This window comes from Flavobacterium zhairuonense, from assembly GCF_004352915.1.
In the GTDB taxonomy this organism is placed as follows: Bacteria; Bacteroidota; Bacteroidia; order Flavobacteriales; family Flavobacteriaceae; genus Flavobacterium; species Flavobacterium zhairuonense.
The window spans coordinates 195,673-212,708 of record NZ_SJSY01000067.1; the positions used below are offsets into that span (position 1 = coordinate 195,673).

Sequence of the window (17,036 nt, forward strand, 5' to 3'; positions counted from 1 at the left end):
CACAATCTTGTCATTTCGACCAAAGGGAGAAATCGCACGCGGGATTCGACAAAGATTGGCGACATTCTGTACAGAGTTTCTTGTGTGATTTCTCCCTTTGGTCGAAATGACAAAATACTAGACGAGCTTCAGCTTATACGTCACAAACGACTGCGCCAAAAGTCCCGCTTTTGTATAATTTGAAACCCTAATTCTAGAATTTCCAATTTCGTGATACGGTGTGTTTTTTAGTTTTTTGAGCAGTTTTTTGTAATAAACATAAGCCGTATAAACACCAAATTTTGCTTCTAGCGGTAATTTTACAATTCCTTGATAAGCTATTCGAAAATCTTCCTCGATTTCTTTTATGATTTGCACTTTTGAATCTTCATTGAAATTATTGAGATTGATTCCCGGAAAATAAGTTCGGTTTAAAATAAGGTTGTCGTCTCTTAAATCTCTCAAGAAATTCACCTTTTGAAAAGCCGACCCTAATCGCATCGCTTCGTGTTTTAGTTGTTCGTATTTGTGTTCTTTTCCCGCAACAAAAACTTTCAAGCACATTAAACCAACAACATCAGCAGAGCCATAAATATAGTCTGCATACTCGGTTTGAGTGTTGTAAGTTGATTTTATAAGATCAAGTTTCATGCTTTTTAAAAATGCCTGAACTAGATCATCGGTAATATTATATTCTTTAACTGTATGCTGAAAAGAATTCAAAATAGGATTCAGGCTTATGCCTAATTGCATTGCTTTGTAATATTCTTTTTCGAAATCTTCTATCAGATATTCTTTTTCATAATCGTGAAATGAATCTACGATTTCGTCAGCAAAACGCACGAATCCGTAAATGCTGTAAATCGCATCGCGAATACTTGGCGACAGCATTTTTACGGCCAATGAAAATGAGGAACTGTAATTTTGCGTAACGAGTTTACTGCATTTGAAAGAAACGGCGTCGAATAGTGATTTCATTTTTTTAAGATCTAAAAGATTTTTGAATTAACTCAGCAACCAATTTTCCTGAAATTAAAGCAGGCGGAACCCCTGGGCCAGGAACTGTCAATTGTCCTGTAAAATATAAATTACGTACTTTTTTGCTTTTTAGTTTTGGCCTTAAAAAAGCAGTTTGCAATAGCGTATTAGCCATTCCATACGCATTTCCTTTGTAGGCATTGTAATTTGTTACAAAATCATTTTTGCAGAATGATTTCTTAAATATAATGTTGTTTCGAATGCTCTGTTGTGTAAGTGCTTCAAAGCGCGAAATTATTTTTTCAAAATGTTCTTCTCGAAGTGCTTCGTTATCTTCAATTCCGGGTGCCAAGGGAATTAAGAAAAATCCAGATTCCATTCCGTTTGGCGCGGCAGTTAAATCTGTTTTTGATGGAAAATTGGCATAAAACAAAGGTTCATTTGGCCATTTAGGCTCATCATAAATGTCTTTTGCATGTTTGTCGAAATCGACATCAAAGAATAAAGCATGATGCGAAATATTCTCTATTTTTTTGTCGAAACCAATAAAAAATAAAAGCGAAGAGGGTGCAAAAACTCTGCTTTGCCAATATTTTTCAGAATATGCACGATGTTCTTTTTCAAGCAAAGTTTCGGTATGCTGATAATCGGCGCCACTTAAAATGATGTCTGCTTTTATGATCTCGCCATTGATTACAATTCCGGTTGCGGTTTTGTTTTCAACGATAATTTTTTCAACTGGCGAATCGGTTTTGATTGTAACTCCCAGTTCTATAGCCAATTTTTCGATTCCACGCACCACATCAAACATTCCTGTTTTTGGATGCCAAGTTCCTAAACCGAAATCGGCATAATTCATGAAATTGTAAAATGAAGGCGTTTTGTTGGGTTTTGCTCCAAGAAATAAAACCGGAAATTCTAGAATCTGAATTAATTTTTCATTTTTAAATTTCTTTCGGATATCTTGACTCACATTGCTTAAAAACTGATTTAGTTTTAATGCGGTTTTTGGCGTAATTAATTCTAAAGGAGAAATTCCGGGACGATAAACCAAATCTTTAATCGCAATATCATAATTGCTTTTTGCTTGGTCTATAAAATTTTGAAGTTTGGTAGCACTTCCTTTTTCAATTGTTTCAAAAGTGGTTTTGATTTCTTCCAAATTATCACAAATTGTGATAAAATCATTTGTCCCAAAATAAACCCTGTAAGCTGGATTTAATTTTATTAGTTCATAATAATCAGAAGTCTGTTTGTTGAAATCCTGAAAAAAACGTTCAAAAACATCGGGCATCCAATACCAACTTGGTCCCATATCAAAAGTAAAACCGTCTTTTTTGAATTGACGAGCACGTCCGCCGATCGTTGGATTTTTTTCATAAATAGTAACCTTGTTCCCTTGTTTTGCCAAGTAACAAGAAGCGGCTAATGAAGAAAAGCCAGAACCTAATATGATGATCGTTTTTGTCATTTGTTTAACAAATATACAAAAACTTTAAACAAAATTATTGCATTTCTTCTATAGTTTCTTCCATTGAATCAAAAATACGAATACGCTCAGGGAGATTAGATTGGTCAATATGTTCAACCATACTTCCCATAAGCCAGATTTCGTTGTTTTTTAGAAGCAACTTCTGTCCCATAGATTTCACATATTGATTGATAACCGTTCTGTCTGGCTGTACTGTCATAAAGGAAACAAAAGTGATGTTTTCAAAATGGCGCGTAAGATCCTGTAGGTTTTCAATCGGCATGCTTTCGCCTAGATAAATGGTTTTGTATCCTCTTGACAAAATTTCGTATTGCAGATATAGTAAACCAATTTGGTGAATTTCATTCAATGGTAATGAAAGAACAAAAATTCGATCCGTTTTGGTTGGTTTTAATATTTGAAGGCTTTCGGTATAAATTAAAATCTTTTGCTTGATCAAATGACTCATAAAATGCTCATTTGCCGGCGTAATAGTTTCAGATTGCCATAATAATCCTAATTCCTTCAACAATGGAAGAAAATGTTCTTTGAAAACTTCTTTAAAGCTTTTTTCTGAAATAAGCCAATCGAAAGTATTGAAGAACAATTCTTGGTCAAAATTCATCATCGCCATTTTAAATGACGTGATCGCATAGTTTTGCGAATTTTTCTTAGAAATGATTTCGCGCACTAGTTGCGGGATTTTGTCCTCAGGATAAGTAGCAATTTTAGATATTTTATACCCATATTCATGCAGTAAAGTAATATTTAAAAGCTTCTGTAAATTTTGCAAATTGTATAGCCTGATATTGGTATCAGTTCGCATTGGTTCAAGAATATTATATCTTTTTTCCCAAATACGAATAGTATGCGCTTTAATTCCAGATAAGTTTTCAAGATCTTTTATGCTGAAAACTGTTTTTATATTGTTTACCATTTTGAATTGTTGAATAAACAAAAATAAAATAAAATCTGAAAAAACCTTTAAAACTTTATCAAAATGATCGATATTTAAGAGTTTGTAGTAACATACTGATTTAATTGGGTTAAAAGAGGCTTTTTTTCTGTACGATTTTACTTTTTTAACAGATAATTCGCAACTATTTAGAGTCAATCTAAGATGGTTTTTTGCGAAATCTATAGAAAAACAAACAGCCTGTAGATAAATTTCTACAGGCTGATTTTTATTTTATGCTTCAATTATTTGCAAAAAGTGGCTTTGTTTTTTATAGCGCTTTGGCTTCCTAATTCAACTGCTTTCGAAAAATCTTTGCAGGCATTTTTCTTGTCGCCAATTTTATTATAAGCCAAGCCTCTCAAATTGTAGGCTATATAATCTTTTGGGTTTAGGCCTAATGATGAAGTACAGTCGGCAATTGCTTCGTTATAGTTCATCAATTTGTAATTTACATTTGCTCTTCCTGTAAAAGCATCGGCGTTCATACTGTCTAATTCGATGGTTTTGCTAAAGTCTGCTAATGCTCCTTTTAAGTCATTAAGCTTTAGTTTTGCTACACCACGGTTTTGGTAAGCTTCAACAAATTTAGAGTTCATGCTGATAGCTTTGGTGTAATCAGCGATGGCGCCTTTTGTGTTTCCTGCTTCGGCTTTTTTCATGGCTTTGTCAAAGTAAGCCGTTGCAGATTGTGCCCACGAAGAGCAAGTAATCATAATAAATGATACTAAAAGTAGGTTTTTCATAAACTAATTTGGGATTAGTGATTAATTATTTCCAAACGAATTTAATGAAGTTTTGTTTTGTAAGAGAATTTCTTTTGTGAAATAAATGTAAACCTGTTGTGTGTAATTAATTCAAACACATAGAAACATAGATTTAGGATGCTTAAAAAAGGCGTTTCACTTGTTTTAAACAAACATAGTTGGCTATGTGTTAGAAACAGGTTTCTTTTTAAGCTCTTTTCAGAAATAAAATCTATGTTTCTATGTGTTGAATAAAAAAAATATAACCAATGCTTTAATTAAATTTTCAAAAAGCCACGAAAACCTCTCGCAGCATAATAAGATTCTGCGCCATTATGATACAGAAAAACCCTGCCATAACGGAAATCGCAAAATACTGCGCCGCCAAGTTTTCGAACGTCTTCTGGCGTTGCAATCCAGCTTGAAGTCTTGGTGTCAAAATTTCCAAGTTCTTGTAATTGTCTGTATTGTTCTTCGCTCAAAAGCTCGATTCCCATTTCTTCGGCCATATCAATGGCGCTGTTTTTTGGCTTGTGTTCTTTTCTTGAATCCAAAGCTTTTCTGTCGTAGCAAAGACTTCTTCGCGATTTCGGACTTTCGGCAACGCAATCGAAAAAAACATATTCGTCTGAATTTTTGTCGTAGCCCACAACATCTGGTTCGCCTTCCGTTTTTTCCATTTGCAAAAGCGACCAAAGTTTTTCGGGATTAGCAATAAGTTTTGCTTCTACTTTTGGCCATTCAATATCCTTGTGTCTGTTTCTGTTTTTTTCAAAGCGAATTTTCAAGATACTTATGAGCTGTTCTTGTTCTTCTTGCGAAATCGTATTTTTCATGATGTGGTTTTTTGATTTTTACTTTTGTCGGCGAACCATTTCGTTGATCCAAATTGGGGCAAAAGGAGAAGTGCAACCTTTTGAAGTTGGATAATCTCGATAAATGCCCAATTTTTCTCCAATGGCTAATGCGCGCGCTCGGTATTCGGGAAATTTAATCCCGATTTGTGCCAAAGTGCTGTTCATCGTCCATTGTACTTCTGGCGCGGCGGTTGGCATTTCGTTTTCAATTCTGTCGAGCAAAGCCGGCAAATCCAGAATATCTGGATTTCGGGCAACGCATCCGCTAGTCAGGCTCCATCCCGCACGCCCGTGCATTACATCGGTCGAATGCATCCAGGCTTGTCGCAAAGTTTCGCGATCTGAATACTCTTTTATGATATAAGAATAAAACCAATCGGCAATATGAACGAATTTTTCCGAAGAAACCATTTTGGCAATTTGTTCTTTCGAAAGTTTTTCTGGTTCAATAATTAGAATGGCTAAAAAACGTGCGTCAGCATTTCCAGTTTCCCAAAGCTCTAAAGCCAATTCATGATTGGTTTTGATTTTTTTTGCCAATGCTCGAATATCGCCCATTTTTACGCCAAATTGATTTTCGCTGGCGCCTCGTTTTTTATTTTGAGCAAATACTTTTGGATCGCCAATAGCTTTGAGTTTTTCTAAAATATCGTTTGCTGTCATCTTAATTTAGGTTTTAATGAAAAGGAAAATTAGTCATTTAAGCCTTTTCCGTCAAGAATATTCTGGCGGTGTTTTTCAACTCTGGCTTCTCTTGTTTTGGCTTGTTTTGGTTGAGAAAAGTGTAGTAAATATGCTCTTTGTCTGCCTGGAGTCAAGGCTTCAAAAGCTTTTTTCAAGTCTGGGTTTTCGTCTAATTTCTTTTGAAATTCATCTGAAACAGGAAAATCTGAAGTTTTTTTCAAGATGACTTTTAAACCTGCTTTTTCAATTTCAATTGCTTCGTAGATGTAAGCTTTTAAAATAGGCTTCAAATCGATAATCTCCTGCAGATTTGTAAAACGTATGTGACGAGCCGCTTGCACATTTTCAGATTGCTGAATCAAAATTCCGTCAGTGTCATTTAACAATGCGCCTTTGAAGAATAAAAAAGCGCAATACTCCTTAAAAGCATGAATTAAAACAACATTGCTATCTCGGTACATATAACAAGGATTTCCCCATTTTAATTCTTCGGTAAGTTGGCATTCAAGAGCAATGGTTCGCATTTGTTCCAGCTCTTCCTGCCATTTTGTGGCTTTGTCAAAGAAAAAATCAACTTTCGGATTCATTATTTATAAGTTTAAGCGTTAATGAGTTTTCGTTCCGCGGGTCTAAAATACCAAGAAATCACGGTGAGGATTAATAATAACGTTGGACCAAAGAAATCTTTTGCACCGTCATTTGCCGCAAAATGTGAAAATATCGCGCCAGACATGGCAAAGAAAAATCCGGCGTAAGCCCATTCTTTCAGTAACGGAAATTTTGGAGCTAACACGGTTAAAACGCCCAGTAATTTCCAAACTCCTAATAAAATTAGTAAATAAATTGGATAACCCAAATGCGACATTCTATCTGTTTCGTCTTTTGACTGAAGCAATTGTACAATTCCTGTCGCTGTCATTCCTAGTGCTAACCAAAGCGTAGCGACCCAATAGATAATTTTGTTTCTTTTTGTCATGATACATTTATTTTAGTTTGTTACAAATTTCTTCTAATCGATTGTGAGCCATATTTAGGCCTTGCTTAAATGGTAATTGTAGCATTTGATCCCTCAAATCTGTTGATTTGTAAACAATCTGCATAGTGAGTTTGCTTTTGGAATCGGTTACTTTTTCAAATTCTAAAAATTCCAGCTGAACGGCAAAAGGTGAGTTTTCCATTTCAAATGTTCTCGTGATTTTTTCATTTGGAACAAATTCATGAATAACGCCATTCATTTGAACAACAACATTTCCTTTTGCATCGCTGGTTTCAAATTGATAACTGCCATGTTTTTTGCTTTCAAGTTTTAGCACTTTGGTTCCCATCCATTGCGCTACAATTTCAGGTTCTATATAAGCCTTGAAAAGCAATTCGACTGGCAAATCAAAATCACGCGTAATTACGAGTTCTTGTTTATCATCTTGAGCATTTATTTTCGTTTTTAATTCCATAACGGTTAATTTTCAGGTTTGTAGTTTTTCATTATATCTTCAAGTTTGTTGAATCTTTCGTCCCACATTTGGCGAAACGGTTCTATAAAATCGGCTATTTCTCTCATTTTTTTTGCATTAATTGTATAATGAACTTCGCGTCCGTTTTGTGTTTGCTGCAATAATTCGCATTCCGTCAGAATTTTTAAATGTTTTGAAACTGTTGGGCGCGCAGTGTCAAAGTTGGAGGCTATTGCACCAGCAGTCATAGAATGTGAAGTCACCAAAAGTAATATAGCTCTTCGTGTAGGATCGGCTATTGCCTGAAATACATCTCTTCTTAAATTCATAATATGAAGTTATTTGGCTACAAATTTATATGAAGTCATTTGGCTACGCAAATTTTTTAACAACTTTTTTTGTAATTATTTGATTGTCTGAGTGTTTTCAAGGGGGTGGAAGATTTTTGCTTTTCAGAAAAATTAATAAAAGAGAAATAATTGCTTTTGAAAAATTATTTCTGTTGTGTTTGTTTTAATTTTAAAGAAAATTAGAAAGTCAAATGCTACTTTGAAAAAAGTGCCGATTAATAAGTTTAGATATGAAAAAAATTCTAGTATTGTTTTTATTGAATGTTTCGATTGGAGTTTTCGCACAAGCGGCAAAAGATTCTGAATTGTTTTTGGCACTAAAGAAACACGACAGCATTTTCTTTGAAAAGAGTTTTAATCAATGCGATATTGCTTTTCTGGAAAAAGCGATTCATCCTGATTTGGTTTTTTATCACGATCAGGGTGGCATTCAGAATAAAAAGATTTTTTTAGAAAATGTCAAAAAGAATATCTGCGGGAAGGGTCCTCAAAAGCCAATCAGGAAAGTAAAACCAGAAAGTTTGGAAGTTTATCCGCTTTATAGCGAAGGAAAACTTTATGGAGTTGTCCAGACGGGAATACATGATTTTTATTTGAGAGAAGCAAATAAACCGGATGTTTTTACCAGTGAAGCCAAGTTTACTCATGTTTATCTTTTGATCAATAACCAATGGGTTTTGAAAGAGGTTTTGAGTTTTGATCACAAGAGTAAATAAGAGAGATATTTGCAATTGCCGTTATAGAAGATATTGTGGAGATATTATTTATTTCCAAACCGGGATTTTTATGAAACTGTCATTATACCATTTTATTTTTAAAGGTTCTTTAGCGTCTTTGATCGTTTCGTCGCTGACCTCTTTTCCTGTTCCATAATTTAATTGTGCAAACGCATTTTTATTGACATTGATGACTACAAGCAAACGGCTTCCTTTGTTTACTTGCTTGCTGATCAAATGTGTATTTGAGAAAGAAATCGTTTCTATTTCGTTTGTTTTTAATAAAGTTCTTTTGGTACTATCTTTCGCATAACTGGCACGGCCAATAAAATAAGATAAATGAAAATACTCTCCATTAGGCATTACTTCATAAAGCGTAACTCCTAAATCCATATCTTTTTTGTTGATGCGGGCTTTTATTTCTCCTAAAAAAGAACCGTTTATCAAGATTGGATTTTTTAAAGGTTCACTTATAAAAGCGCAACCACTTGTCGTGTCGATTTCTTTTCTAATTATAGGATCGGGATAATATTCATTGTTGAATGTTTGTCTGTCGGCAAAATCTACTTCTTGGTAAAGCCATTTTTTTTGACTTGGTTTTTTGTTTTCCAAAGCATAAAACTGGCCTGACTTTTTATCGGTTAAATACAGTTTAAGAAAACTGTTGTGCATTTTATCAAGCGAGGACGTACTTCGCCATTCGTTTGTTCCCATGACTTGATAGTTGATTTTATCTTTCAGTATTTCCGGTTTAGTACCATTTTTTAAAATATAATCGAACCATTCGTAGGTTGTTTTTTTAATATTAAATAATGCAGTTGGATCAACAGTATAACCATATAGATTTTTTTCACCGCCCATTTGAGTCCCGAAATGCCCGTACGGACCAATAACCAAATAAATAGGCGCTTTTGGATTATACTTTTGAAGTTCTCTTAAATAATATAAACTAGAATTTTGAGAGTCGTTATAATATCCGTCAAAAGCTAATACCGGAATGTTTATTTGAGCAAAATCTTTTTCAAAAGGAGCCATTTTTTGCCAATATTCATCAAATGAAGGATGCGTAATCCAGCGATGGAATAACTTGTTAGGATGATCGTCTATGCTGTCCAGTTTTTTATAGGCAACACCTGTTTCCCACCATTTGAACATCATTTTTCTGAAACGTTGTCGGTCATTTCCAGCAATAGTGTCCAAAGATTTATTGTTGCCTACATAAAAAGACCATTCGTAATTGGGATTTATAAAAACATTATTTTCCATAGGAAGTCCCATTCCTGGTCTATTAGCAACAGCTGGAACTATAGTTTTGAGTGCGGGATGCATTTTTTTGCAAGCTGCCCATTGCGTGAAACCATTGTAGCTTCCGCCGTACATTCCGACACTTCCGTTGCACCATTTTTGTTTGCTGACCCAGTCAATAACATCATAGGTGTCATTGGCCTCGTGTTCGTAAGGAATGATTTCTTCAGGACTAAATCTTTTGCCTCTGCTGTAGGCCATAACGCCAATATAATCTTTGTCCGCGGCTTCTTTTAAAGATCTTAGATCTCGACCTTTGTCTCTGACGTAAATAGTAAATTGCAGAATAACAGGTTTTGGGGTGTGATTGCCTTTCTTTTGAACAACCATTGCAGATATAAGCGCACCATCTCGGGTTTTGATCATCACGCTATCCTGAATATCATAAGCGCTTTTAAAATCTTCTGATTTTGTAGCTTGCGTTTGTTGCGAAAATGCTTTTGCAAATACAAGAATTAAAAAAAATATGCTGTAAATAAATTTCATGGATTCATTTTTGTTTTGAAAGTTTAAAGCCCGTTGCTGTTTTTGAATTTAACCGATTGGCGATTGGAAGCTTCTAGTAATTCTCCTGTCTTAAGCTTAATTTGTAATCTTCCACCATCTATTCTGTGTACCTCTTGGATGTATTTTACATTAATGATTTCGGTTCTATTTATTCTGAAAAAAGTGTTTTTATCAAGCAGTTCTTCCCATTGTTTGAGCGAGCGTCTTTGTAAAGCTTTTTTGTCCCGAAAAAATAGTCGGGTGTAATTTTCTAGTGATTCGATTAAATAAATTTCGTCTGTGCGGATGAAGAATCTTTTTTCACCATCTTTAATAAAAATCTGTCGATCTTCTGATGCAATTGTTTCAGATTCTGATTTAATCGTATTTCTTATTTTTTCAATTGCTTTTGCAAAACGTTCTTCTCTTATGGGTTTCATTAAGTAGTCTAAAGCATTGACCTCAAATGCTTGTACGGCGTATTGATCATAAGCTGTGGTAAACAATATCTGTGGTACAATGTCTAAAGATTCTAATAAATCAAAACCGGATTTTTCTGGCATCTGAATATCTAGGAAAACTAAATCAGGTTGTTCAGATTCGATCAAACGTTTTGCGTCATCAGCATTTTCAGCTTCGGCGATAAGAACAAAGTCATCGTAAGGTTTTAAGGCTCTTTTTAATTCCTCTCGCGATAATCGCTCATCATCTACTATTATAACTTTTATCTTTTTCATTTTGATGGAATTAAAATGGTTGCCAAAACAGTTTCGTTTTCGGTCTCTTTAATTTCAAAAGAAGCATTTCCGCTGTATTGAAGTTGAAGTCTTTCTCTTAAATTATTCAATCCGATGCCTGAATTTTCACTATCGATATTTAGTCTTCCCGAATTCTGAACACTGATTTTTATGAAATTGTTTTCTATTTCGACTTTTAGATTTATAAATCCGCCAAATTTTCTTTTTTCAATTCCGTGTTTTATTGCATTTTCAACGAGCGACTGAATGCTCAAAGGCAAAATCAAATGTTCTGATACATCTGGATTAATTTCTATATTTATTTTTAGCCGTTCTTCAAATCGCATCTTTTCTAATTCGAGATAATCTTTGACAAGGCTGATTTCATGATTAACAGAAATGAATCGCACAAAATTATTGTTTAACGAATTTCGTAATAGCTCAGATAAAAGGTCAATTGCTCTTCTCGCTAGATCTGGATTTTCTATAATGAGGTATTTTATGTTATTCAAAGAATTAAAGAAAAAGTGCGGATTAAGTTGTGTGCTGAGGTTTTGTAATTGAGCTTCTTTTATAATAAGCGACAAGCGCGCATTTTCTTTTACCGTTTCTAGTTCGAGTCTTGAATAATGGTAAAGATGATAGGCTAAAAGCCATACAGACATCAGTCGGGTTCCGGTAATGAAAACCTGCAGTTGTGTCAATTTGAAAAAAGCAGAAAAAGAAAGCGTCATGCTTTTTAAGACGAGAAGGCGAATCAAATAAAGTTTGAGGACAATTGCGATCGTGTATAACACAGAAAGAACTAAAACACTTAGTATAATTCTTGGAATCAATTTTTTTAGATTGAGTTTGTGCCATCCTTTTCTGATTGCAAAATTTCGGTAAAGATGCGTCAATGTAATACCAATCGCGATATCGAAAATGAAATCTAGCAAACCCATTTCCCAAATGAAATATTCACTTAAAAAAAAGCCCGAAAATCCCCAGTACAAAGCGGCCGAAGTCCATCCGATAAGTTGTATTTTCCAGTAATTTGATACAGATATATTCATTTTAAAAGCAATGATTATTTTAATGCTTTAGTAAAGATATTTCTCTATTACAGATTGAACAAATAAAAGTAGAGGAACGGAAAATAATAAGTGATGAGTGTAGAATTTTACATTATTGGATAATGGAAAAATAAAATTGAGCTTAAATTGGGAATGGCTGATGGATGGAAATGAAAAGGGGGAGTCTGAATATGTTGAAATTGATTAGAAAAGATTTCACTGCTATTTGTTTGTAGTTTGTATTAATCGTACTGATTCTTTAGGCTAAATTTATCATTCAAATTATTTTCAGTCAAAAAATTATAACCAATATCAATGGTTTTGTCCTTGCATTTAAAATATCTTCCATCGGTATAGATTATTTCTTTTTTATCTTGATTGTTCCAGAATTCAATTTTGTATTTATTGTCAAAGTGGTATGCTGTTTCTTTGCCTTTAAATATTTCTGTTAAAAGATAAAAGCTATCTGCTTTTGTGAGTTCGCAAATTTGATTTCCTTTTTCGAATCTAAATCCCCACATCGGCAGTAATGATTTTTCGGCCTTTAATGGTGTGAGTTTTATTTGTTGATATAGATATCTAACGGGCGTGTAAGCCTATATTAATTCGGTTGGTGATACTCTTCCATAATCACTGATAGATTTTACTATTTTATTGTTTTTTATAAAAGTTATTGTCACTTCCTCGTCATCTGTCCATCTTCCGGCATAATTATCTTTAAGATTCATTATGTTGGCTTTTTTAAAACTGTTTTGAATTTTTTGAAATTCATTTTTTGAAATCTTAGATTTGAAAAGGCCATTTTGAGTATTGTAGTGTTGGCCATGGAAAATGATATTACCATTGTGGTCGATACTTATGTTTGCAATAGGGCAAGAACCGTAACAGCCAGAAGACGAAACTATGATTCTATCATAATTTTCATTTGGGTTTATTTTGTAGGTTGTTCTGGCATATTTTGAAAAAATACTGTCACTTTCTTCTATTGTTAAAGTGTCTCCAATAATCGAATGTATTTTTTGATTCTCCCAAGTTTTCGTTACTAAGTCAAAAATTTTTAAACTATCGCTTTCGATTTTATATTTAGTTTTTGTTCCTAAAAAATAGATTTTTCTGTCTTCTCTTTCTCGTGCATCATTTGTTTTAAAATAACCTGATTTGTTTTCGCATAAATTGTTTTCTGAAAAAATATACCCTGGTACATGATTGCCAAATGGAGAAGGAGGAGGAGTTGGAATTTTGCTATCGTTATTTTTTTTAGATTTTCTTTGATCTTGAGTTTTGATGTAAATCCATTCGCCTAAGAGATCTTTGGTTAATTTTAAGTCGTTGTTTTTTTCACAAGAAGAGATAATGAAAAGTATTGCTTAAAAATCACACTATTTGGCTTCATGTATTTACGGAATTGGTTATGTTTATTATTTAGTTTAATGCAAATATAAATGTTTTGAGATAATATTTTTGATGAACTATTTAGGTGAAGTTTTAAGAAAAAATAAAAAATAGAAGAAATTAAGATTTGAATTATAAAACCATTGAAGAATTTAATAAACCAATTATTTATAAAAATGTAATTTGACTTTTTCTTCAGTTTTTGTTTGCATATCAATGTCTGATATTAAAAAAGAGAGCTATTTCTAAATAGCTCTCTTTTTTGTTTTTGGAGATTTTCTAAATTATCTTAATGCTACTCTTAGTTTAAGACCGTAGGACACTAGTCTTCCATTTGTAACAAAACCTGAACTTGAAACACTATTGTATTTTAAGACAACAGGTAATTCTGGGTTGTACTGAACAAGATTATTAGCATTGTTTTTGTCGTAAATATCGTTTAATCCGTAATCTAAATAAGCTCCGATATAGATTGAGTTTCGAGTGCTTATGATTTGTTTCCAACCTGTTTCAAAAGTTGCTGAGTAGGAAATTTTGTTGTTAAGATCCTGCTCTGGTGTTTCGACATTATTGGTGCTGGCAAATCCTGCAAATGCTGGAGCAAATAACTCTACATTGTATTGAGGATAATATCCACTAGTAGTAAGATTTGAAATCGTTGACTGATAATTTCCGCTTGATGCAAAACCAATTTTTGCGCCTGCAGCAACATACAATTTTGATGTTCCTGGGGTTTCAAACTGAATGCCAATAGGAACATTGATATAGCCTAATTTTTGTTCTTCTCTATAATTTGTTGCTCTATATCGAAATTGGAAAGCTTCATTTTCTGCATCGACCGCGTTATATTGACCTGAAAGCTGGCCAAATTTAAAATCAGAGCTATACGTTTGGTATTCTACACCAATGCCCACGCTAAGCCCTTCATTTAGATAATATGAATAACGAAGGCCAGCGCTAATGCCATTTCCTTCTACAGTTTGTCCTACTGATTGAGCTTTTACAAATGAAAATGGTCCTCCTATCGAAATTGAAAATTCGTGCTTTTTATCCTGACTGTAACTGTTAAAACACGCCATCAAAAATGTCGTAATTACAGCAAGTGATTTTATATGTTTTTTCATCTTTAACTAATTTATGCCAACGCCATTTTGAGATGACGTTGGCAGGGTTTATTTATTTCACAATTACTTTGAAAGATTTTTTGGTATTTGGAGTTTCCAAAACTACAAGGTACATACCGCTATCTGTTGTGTCAGGTAATTGTATTTCAGTAATGACTGTAGATGATGATACAGTTTTGATCAACTTGCCTGATACAGAATAAAGACTAATTTGCATTTTCTCTAATTCTTCTTTAGGGAAATCAGCCTCTACGGTGATTGCTTTTCCTGTTTCGGCTGGGTTAGGATAAAGCTTTGCCTGAAGCGAATTTGTAAGTTTGATTTTTGTTGAACATGTTTGTAAAACTTTACCATCTTTAGTGGTCATTTTTACGCTATAATCTGCAGTAGCATCTAATGTAGCGCTTATATCATCACTGGCAGAGTAGTATTGGCCAGTTCCAACTAATTGTCCGTTTTTAAACCATTGGTAAGCAACAAATTCATATCCTCCGTTTGTTTGTGGATTGTTGTTTACAAGCAATACGTTATTGAATTTTTGGTGTACGATATCGTAGAAACCAAATGGTTTTTCAACTGTAATAGAGTAAGTAGCTGATACACTTCCATCTTCAGATGTAATTGTTGCATTTTGCGTGTAAATTCCAGGTTTAGGAGTCTGTATTGTAAAACTAGCAGATGGCGTGATAGCCGCATTTGATTCGTTTACAATCGTAACCGTTGGATTATTTTCTCCGCAAGGCAACAGATAGTTGATTGTTTTTCCTGGTGTTTCAAAAACTTTAGATCCTACAGTAATTCTCTTAACATCAATATTATTGTTTAAGATTATTAACAACTGCGAAACATTTGTAGCAGGAAGATAGTTGTTATCTCCAGCTTGTTGAGCCGTAATTAATATCTGACCAGATCTTAACATAGTAACTGTACCAGTTGCTGAAACTGTTGCAGGAGGAAGTGGTGAACTGAATGAAGATGTGTAAGTTATTGGTAAACTTGCACTTGAAGTGGCAGTAAGATTAAAAGTATTGTTTGCCCCAAGTATCTTAACCGCAATTGGACTGAAAGTAATTTGTTGTGGTGCTTTCTTAATTACAAGATTAGCTGTTAACACTATTGGTGAGCAATTTGGTGTGCTAGCTGATGGTGTAATTGTAGCTGTAACAGCATAAGTTCCGGCATTTGTCGAAATGCTGTTTGCAGAATATGCTACAGTAGCTCCAGTTGGTAAATTCGCAACCTGAAGAGAATGCGGATTTCCGTCATATATAAATTCAGCAGTGCTTAACGTGGTTGCACTAATTGGAGAAGCTAATACTTTTACAGTTTGTGTTTGCGTAGTAATATTTCCGCTTGCATCAGTATATTTCCAAGTAATAGTATAAGTTCCCGTCGCTGTATAAGTTAAAGGGTCAGTTGTAGTTCCGTTTAGAACTCCTGAACAATTATCAGTTGCAGTTGGAATAGCAATTTCTGCAGTTAAAACTGAACAATAGTTTGAAATTACAGGAAGTGTGGCTACAGTTGGTACTGGAGCAGTTACATCTGGAGTAGTAATTACATTTACTGTTTTAGTGATGAAACATCCATTAGCATCTGTAATAGTTACAGTGTAAGTATTTGGACTTAATCCTGTTGCAGTTGCGGCAGTTCCGCCAGAAGGAGACCATGAATACGTGTAAACGCCAGTTCCGCCAGTTGCATTTACACTTGCAGTTCCGTCATTAGCCCCATTGCAAGTAACATCGGTTTTAGAAGTTGTTGCAGTAAGTAATGTAGGCTGAGTTATCACAACAGTTACAGTTGTCTGACAAGAATTTGCATCAGTAACCGTAACAGTGTATGTTCCTGCTGACAATCCTGTTGCAGTTGCGGCAGTTCCGCCAGAAGGAGACCAAGCATAAGAATAAGCTCCGGTTCCGCCAGTTGCATTAACTGTCGCAGATCCGTTTGAGCCGCCATTGCAAGAAACATCAGTTTTGGTTGTTGTCGCAGCAAGAACGGCAGGTTCGGCTATTGTTATATTGTTTAGTGTCTGGCATCCATTTGCATCAGTAACTGTAATGCTATAAGTTCCCGGAGCAAGGCCCGTTGCAGTAGCGGCAGTTCCTCCTGATGGAGACCATAAGTAAGCATAAGCGCCAGTACCGCCAGTTGTATTTACGGTTGCCGTTCCGTTATTGGCGCCATAGCAAGTGACATTTGTAGCTGCAGCTGTTGATGCAAGCAAAGCAGGCTCTGTAATAGTAATATTAGCAGTAGTTTGACATAAATTGGCATCTTTAACGGTTACGGTATAGGTTCCCGGAGCAAGACCTGTAGCTGTAGCGGCAGTTCCGCCAGAAGGAGACCAAGCATAAGAATAAACGCCAGTTCCGCCAGTTGCATTTACAGTAGCAGTTCCGTTATTATCACCATTACAAGAAACATCTGTTTTGGATGCTGTTGCAACAAGAGCGGCAGGCTCTGTTATCGTAACGGTAGCAGTGGTTTGACATAAGTTTGCATCTTTAACTGTTACGGTATAAGTTCCCGGAGCAAGACCTGAAGCTGTAGATGATGTTCCTCCAGTAGGAGCCCAAGAATAGGTGTAAGCTCCAGTTCCGCCGGTAACATTTACAGTCGCAGATCCGTTTGTGCCTCCATTGCAAGAAACATTGGTCTGAGTTGCTGTTGCAGCAAGGGCAGCAGGTTCTGTGATTGTAAAACTTTGCGTTTTTGTACATAAGTTGGCATCAGTTACGGTTACC

18 protein-coding genes are annotated in these 17,036 nt (G+C 34.8%); 1 reads left to right on the plus strand and 17 read right to left on the minus strand.

Annotated elements, in window-relative coordinates; translation table 11 throughout:
• Window positions 1–117: 117 nt before the first annotated feature.
• The 10 genes from EYY60_RS05795 to EYY60_RS05840 all read right to left on the minus strand — a co-directional run bounded on the left by EYY60_RS05795 (window position 118) and on the right by EYY60_RS05840 (window position 7,450).
• Window positions 118–957 carry a phytoene/squalene synthase family protein gene (locus EYY60_RS05795; RefSeq protein ID WP_132988440.1) on the minus strand — a complete coding sequence of 280 codons (840 nt, stop codon included), beginning with the start codon at window positions 955–957 and terminating at the stop codon, window positions 118–120.
• Window positions 958–961: 4 nt separating this feature from the next.
• Window positions 962–2,428 (minus strand): phytoene desaturase family protein, encoded by a 1,467-nt coding sequence (locus EYY60_RS05800; RefSeq protein ID WP_132988441.1) that lies wholly within the window; start codon window positions 2,426–2,428, stop codon window positions 962–964.
• A 34-nt stretch (window positions 2,429–2,462) separates the two neighbouring features.
• Complete coding sequence (locus tag EYY60_RS05805) at window positions 2,463–3,365, minus strand: MerR family transcriptional regulator (protein WP_132988442.1); 903 nt, start codon at window positions 3,363–3,365, stop codon at window positions 2,463–2,465.
• Between the two features lie 263 nt (window positions 3,366–3,628).
• Entirely contained in the window at window positions 3,629–4,129 is a 501-nt protein-coding gene (locus tag EYY60_RS05810; RefSeq protein ID WP_235832296.1) for a tetratricopeptide repeat protein, read from the minus strand.
• Between the two features lie 278 nt (window positions 4,130–4,407).
• Window positions 4,408–4,965, minus strand: coding sequence for a DUF4256 domain-containing protein (locus tag EYY60_RS05815; protein WP_132988443.1), 558 nt, complete (start codon window positions 4,963–4,965; stop codon window positions 4,408–4,410).
• A gap of 18 nt (window positions 4,966–4,983) precedes the next feature.
• Window positions 4,984–5,649 (minus strand): DNA alkylation repair protein, encoded by a 666-nt coding sequence (locus tag EYY60_RS05820; protein WP_132988444.1) that lies wholly within the window; start codon window positions 5,647–5,649, stop codon window positions 4,984–4,986.
• Window positions 5,650–5,678: 29 nt separating this feature from the next.
• A complete protein-coding gene (locus EYY60_RS05825; protein ID WP_132988445.1) occupies window positions 5,679–6,257 on the minus strand; it encodes a YdeI/OmpD-associated family protein in 579 nt (192 codons plus the stop codon).
• Window positions 6,258–6,268: 11 nt separating this feature from the next.
• Entirely contained in the window at window positions 6,269–6,646 is a 378-nt protein-coding gene (locus EYY60_RS05830) for a DoxX family protein (RefSeq protein WP_132988446.1), read from the minus strand.
• Window positions 6,647–6,653: 7 nt separating this feature from the next.
• Window positions 6,654–7,121: an SRPBCC domain-containing protein gene (locus EYY60_RS05835; RefSeq protein WP_132988447.1), complete on the minus strand. Its 468-nt coding sequence runs from the start codon at window positions 7,119–7,121 to the stop codon at window positions 6,654–6,656.
• 5 nt (window positions 7,122–7,126) lie between these two features.
• Window positions 7,127–7,450 (minus strand): ArsR/SmtB family transcription factor, encoded by a 324-nt coding sequence (locus EYY60_RS05840; protein ID WP_132988448.1) that lies wholly within the window; start codon window positions 7,448–7,450, stop codon window positions 7,127–7,129.
• A gap of 251 nt (window positions 7,451–7,701) precedes the next feature.
• Between EYY60_RS05840 and EYY60_RS05845 the strand changes: the two genes are divergently transcribed.
• On the plus strand, window positions 7,702–8,187 hold the full coding sequence (locus tag EYY60_RS05845) for a nuclear transport factor 2 family protein (RefSeq protein WP_132988449.1): 486 nt from the start codon (window positions 7,702–7,704) through the stop codon (window positions 8,185–8,187).
• 48 nt (window positions 8,188–8,235) lie between these two features.
• Here the strand turns inward: EYY60_RS05845 and EYY60_RS05850 are convergent, their stop codons facing one another.
• The 7 genes from EYY60_RS05850 to EYY60_RS05875 form a co-directional block, all read right to left on the minus strand.
• Window positions 8,236–9,978 (minus strand): CocE/NonD family hydrolase, encoded by a 1,743-nt coding sequence (locus EYY60_RS05850; RefSeq protein ID WP_132988450.1) that lies wholly within the window; start codon window positions 9,976–9,978, stop codon window positions 8,236–8,238.
• 23 nt (window positions 9,979–10,001) lie between these two features.
• On the minus strand, window positions 10,002–10,715 hold the full coding sequence (locus tag EYY60_RS05855; RefSeq protein WP_132988451.1) for a LytR/AlgR family response regulator transcription factor: 714 nt from the start codon (window positions 10,713–10,715) through the stop codon (window positions 10,002–10,004).
• Window positions 10,712–11,770: a sensor histidine kinase gene (locus tag EYY60_RS05860; protein WP_132988452.1), complete on the minus strand. Its 1,059-nt coding sequence runs from the start codon at window positions 11,768–11,770 to the stop codon at window positions 10,712–10,714. The genes EYY60_RS05855 and EYY60_RS05860 overlap by 4 nt, the downstream gene beginning before the upstream one ends.
• A gap of 242 nt (window positions 11,771–12,012) precedes the next feature.
• On the minus strand, window positions 12,013–12,291 hold the full coding sequence (locus EYY60_RS05865) for a hypothetical protein (protein WP_132988453.1): 279 nt from the start codon (window positions 12,289–12,291) through the stop codon (window positions 12,013–12,015).
• Window positions 12,292–12,366: 75 nt separating this feature from the next.
• Complete coding sequence (locus EYY60_RS22570; RefSeq protein ID WP_394346639.1) at window positions 12,367–13,134, minus strand: DUF6438 domain-containing protein; 768 nt, start codon at window positions 13,132–13,134, stop codon at window positions 12,367–12,369.
• Window positions 13,135–13,446: 312 nt separating this feature from the next.
• A complete protein-coding gene (locus tag EYY60_RS05870; protein ID WP_132988454.1) occupies window positions 13,447–14,286 on the minus strand; it encodes an outer membrane beta-barrel protein in 840 nt (279 codons plus the stop codon).
• 52 nt (window positions 14,287–14,338) lie between these two features.
• Window positions 14,339–17,036: T9SS type A sorting domain-containing protein (locus EYY60_RS05875; protein WP_132988455.1), on the minus strand; the 2,698-nt coding region annotated here is incomplete at its 5' end.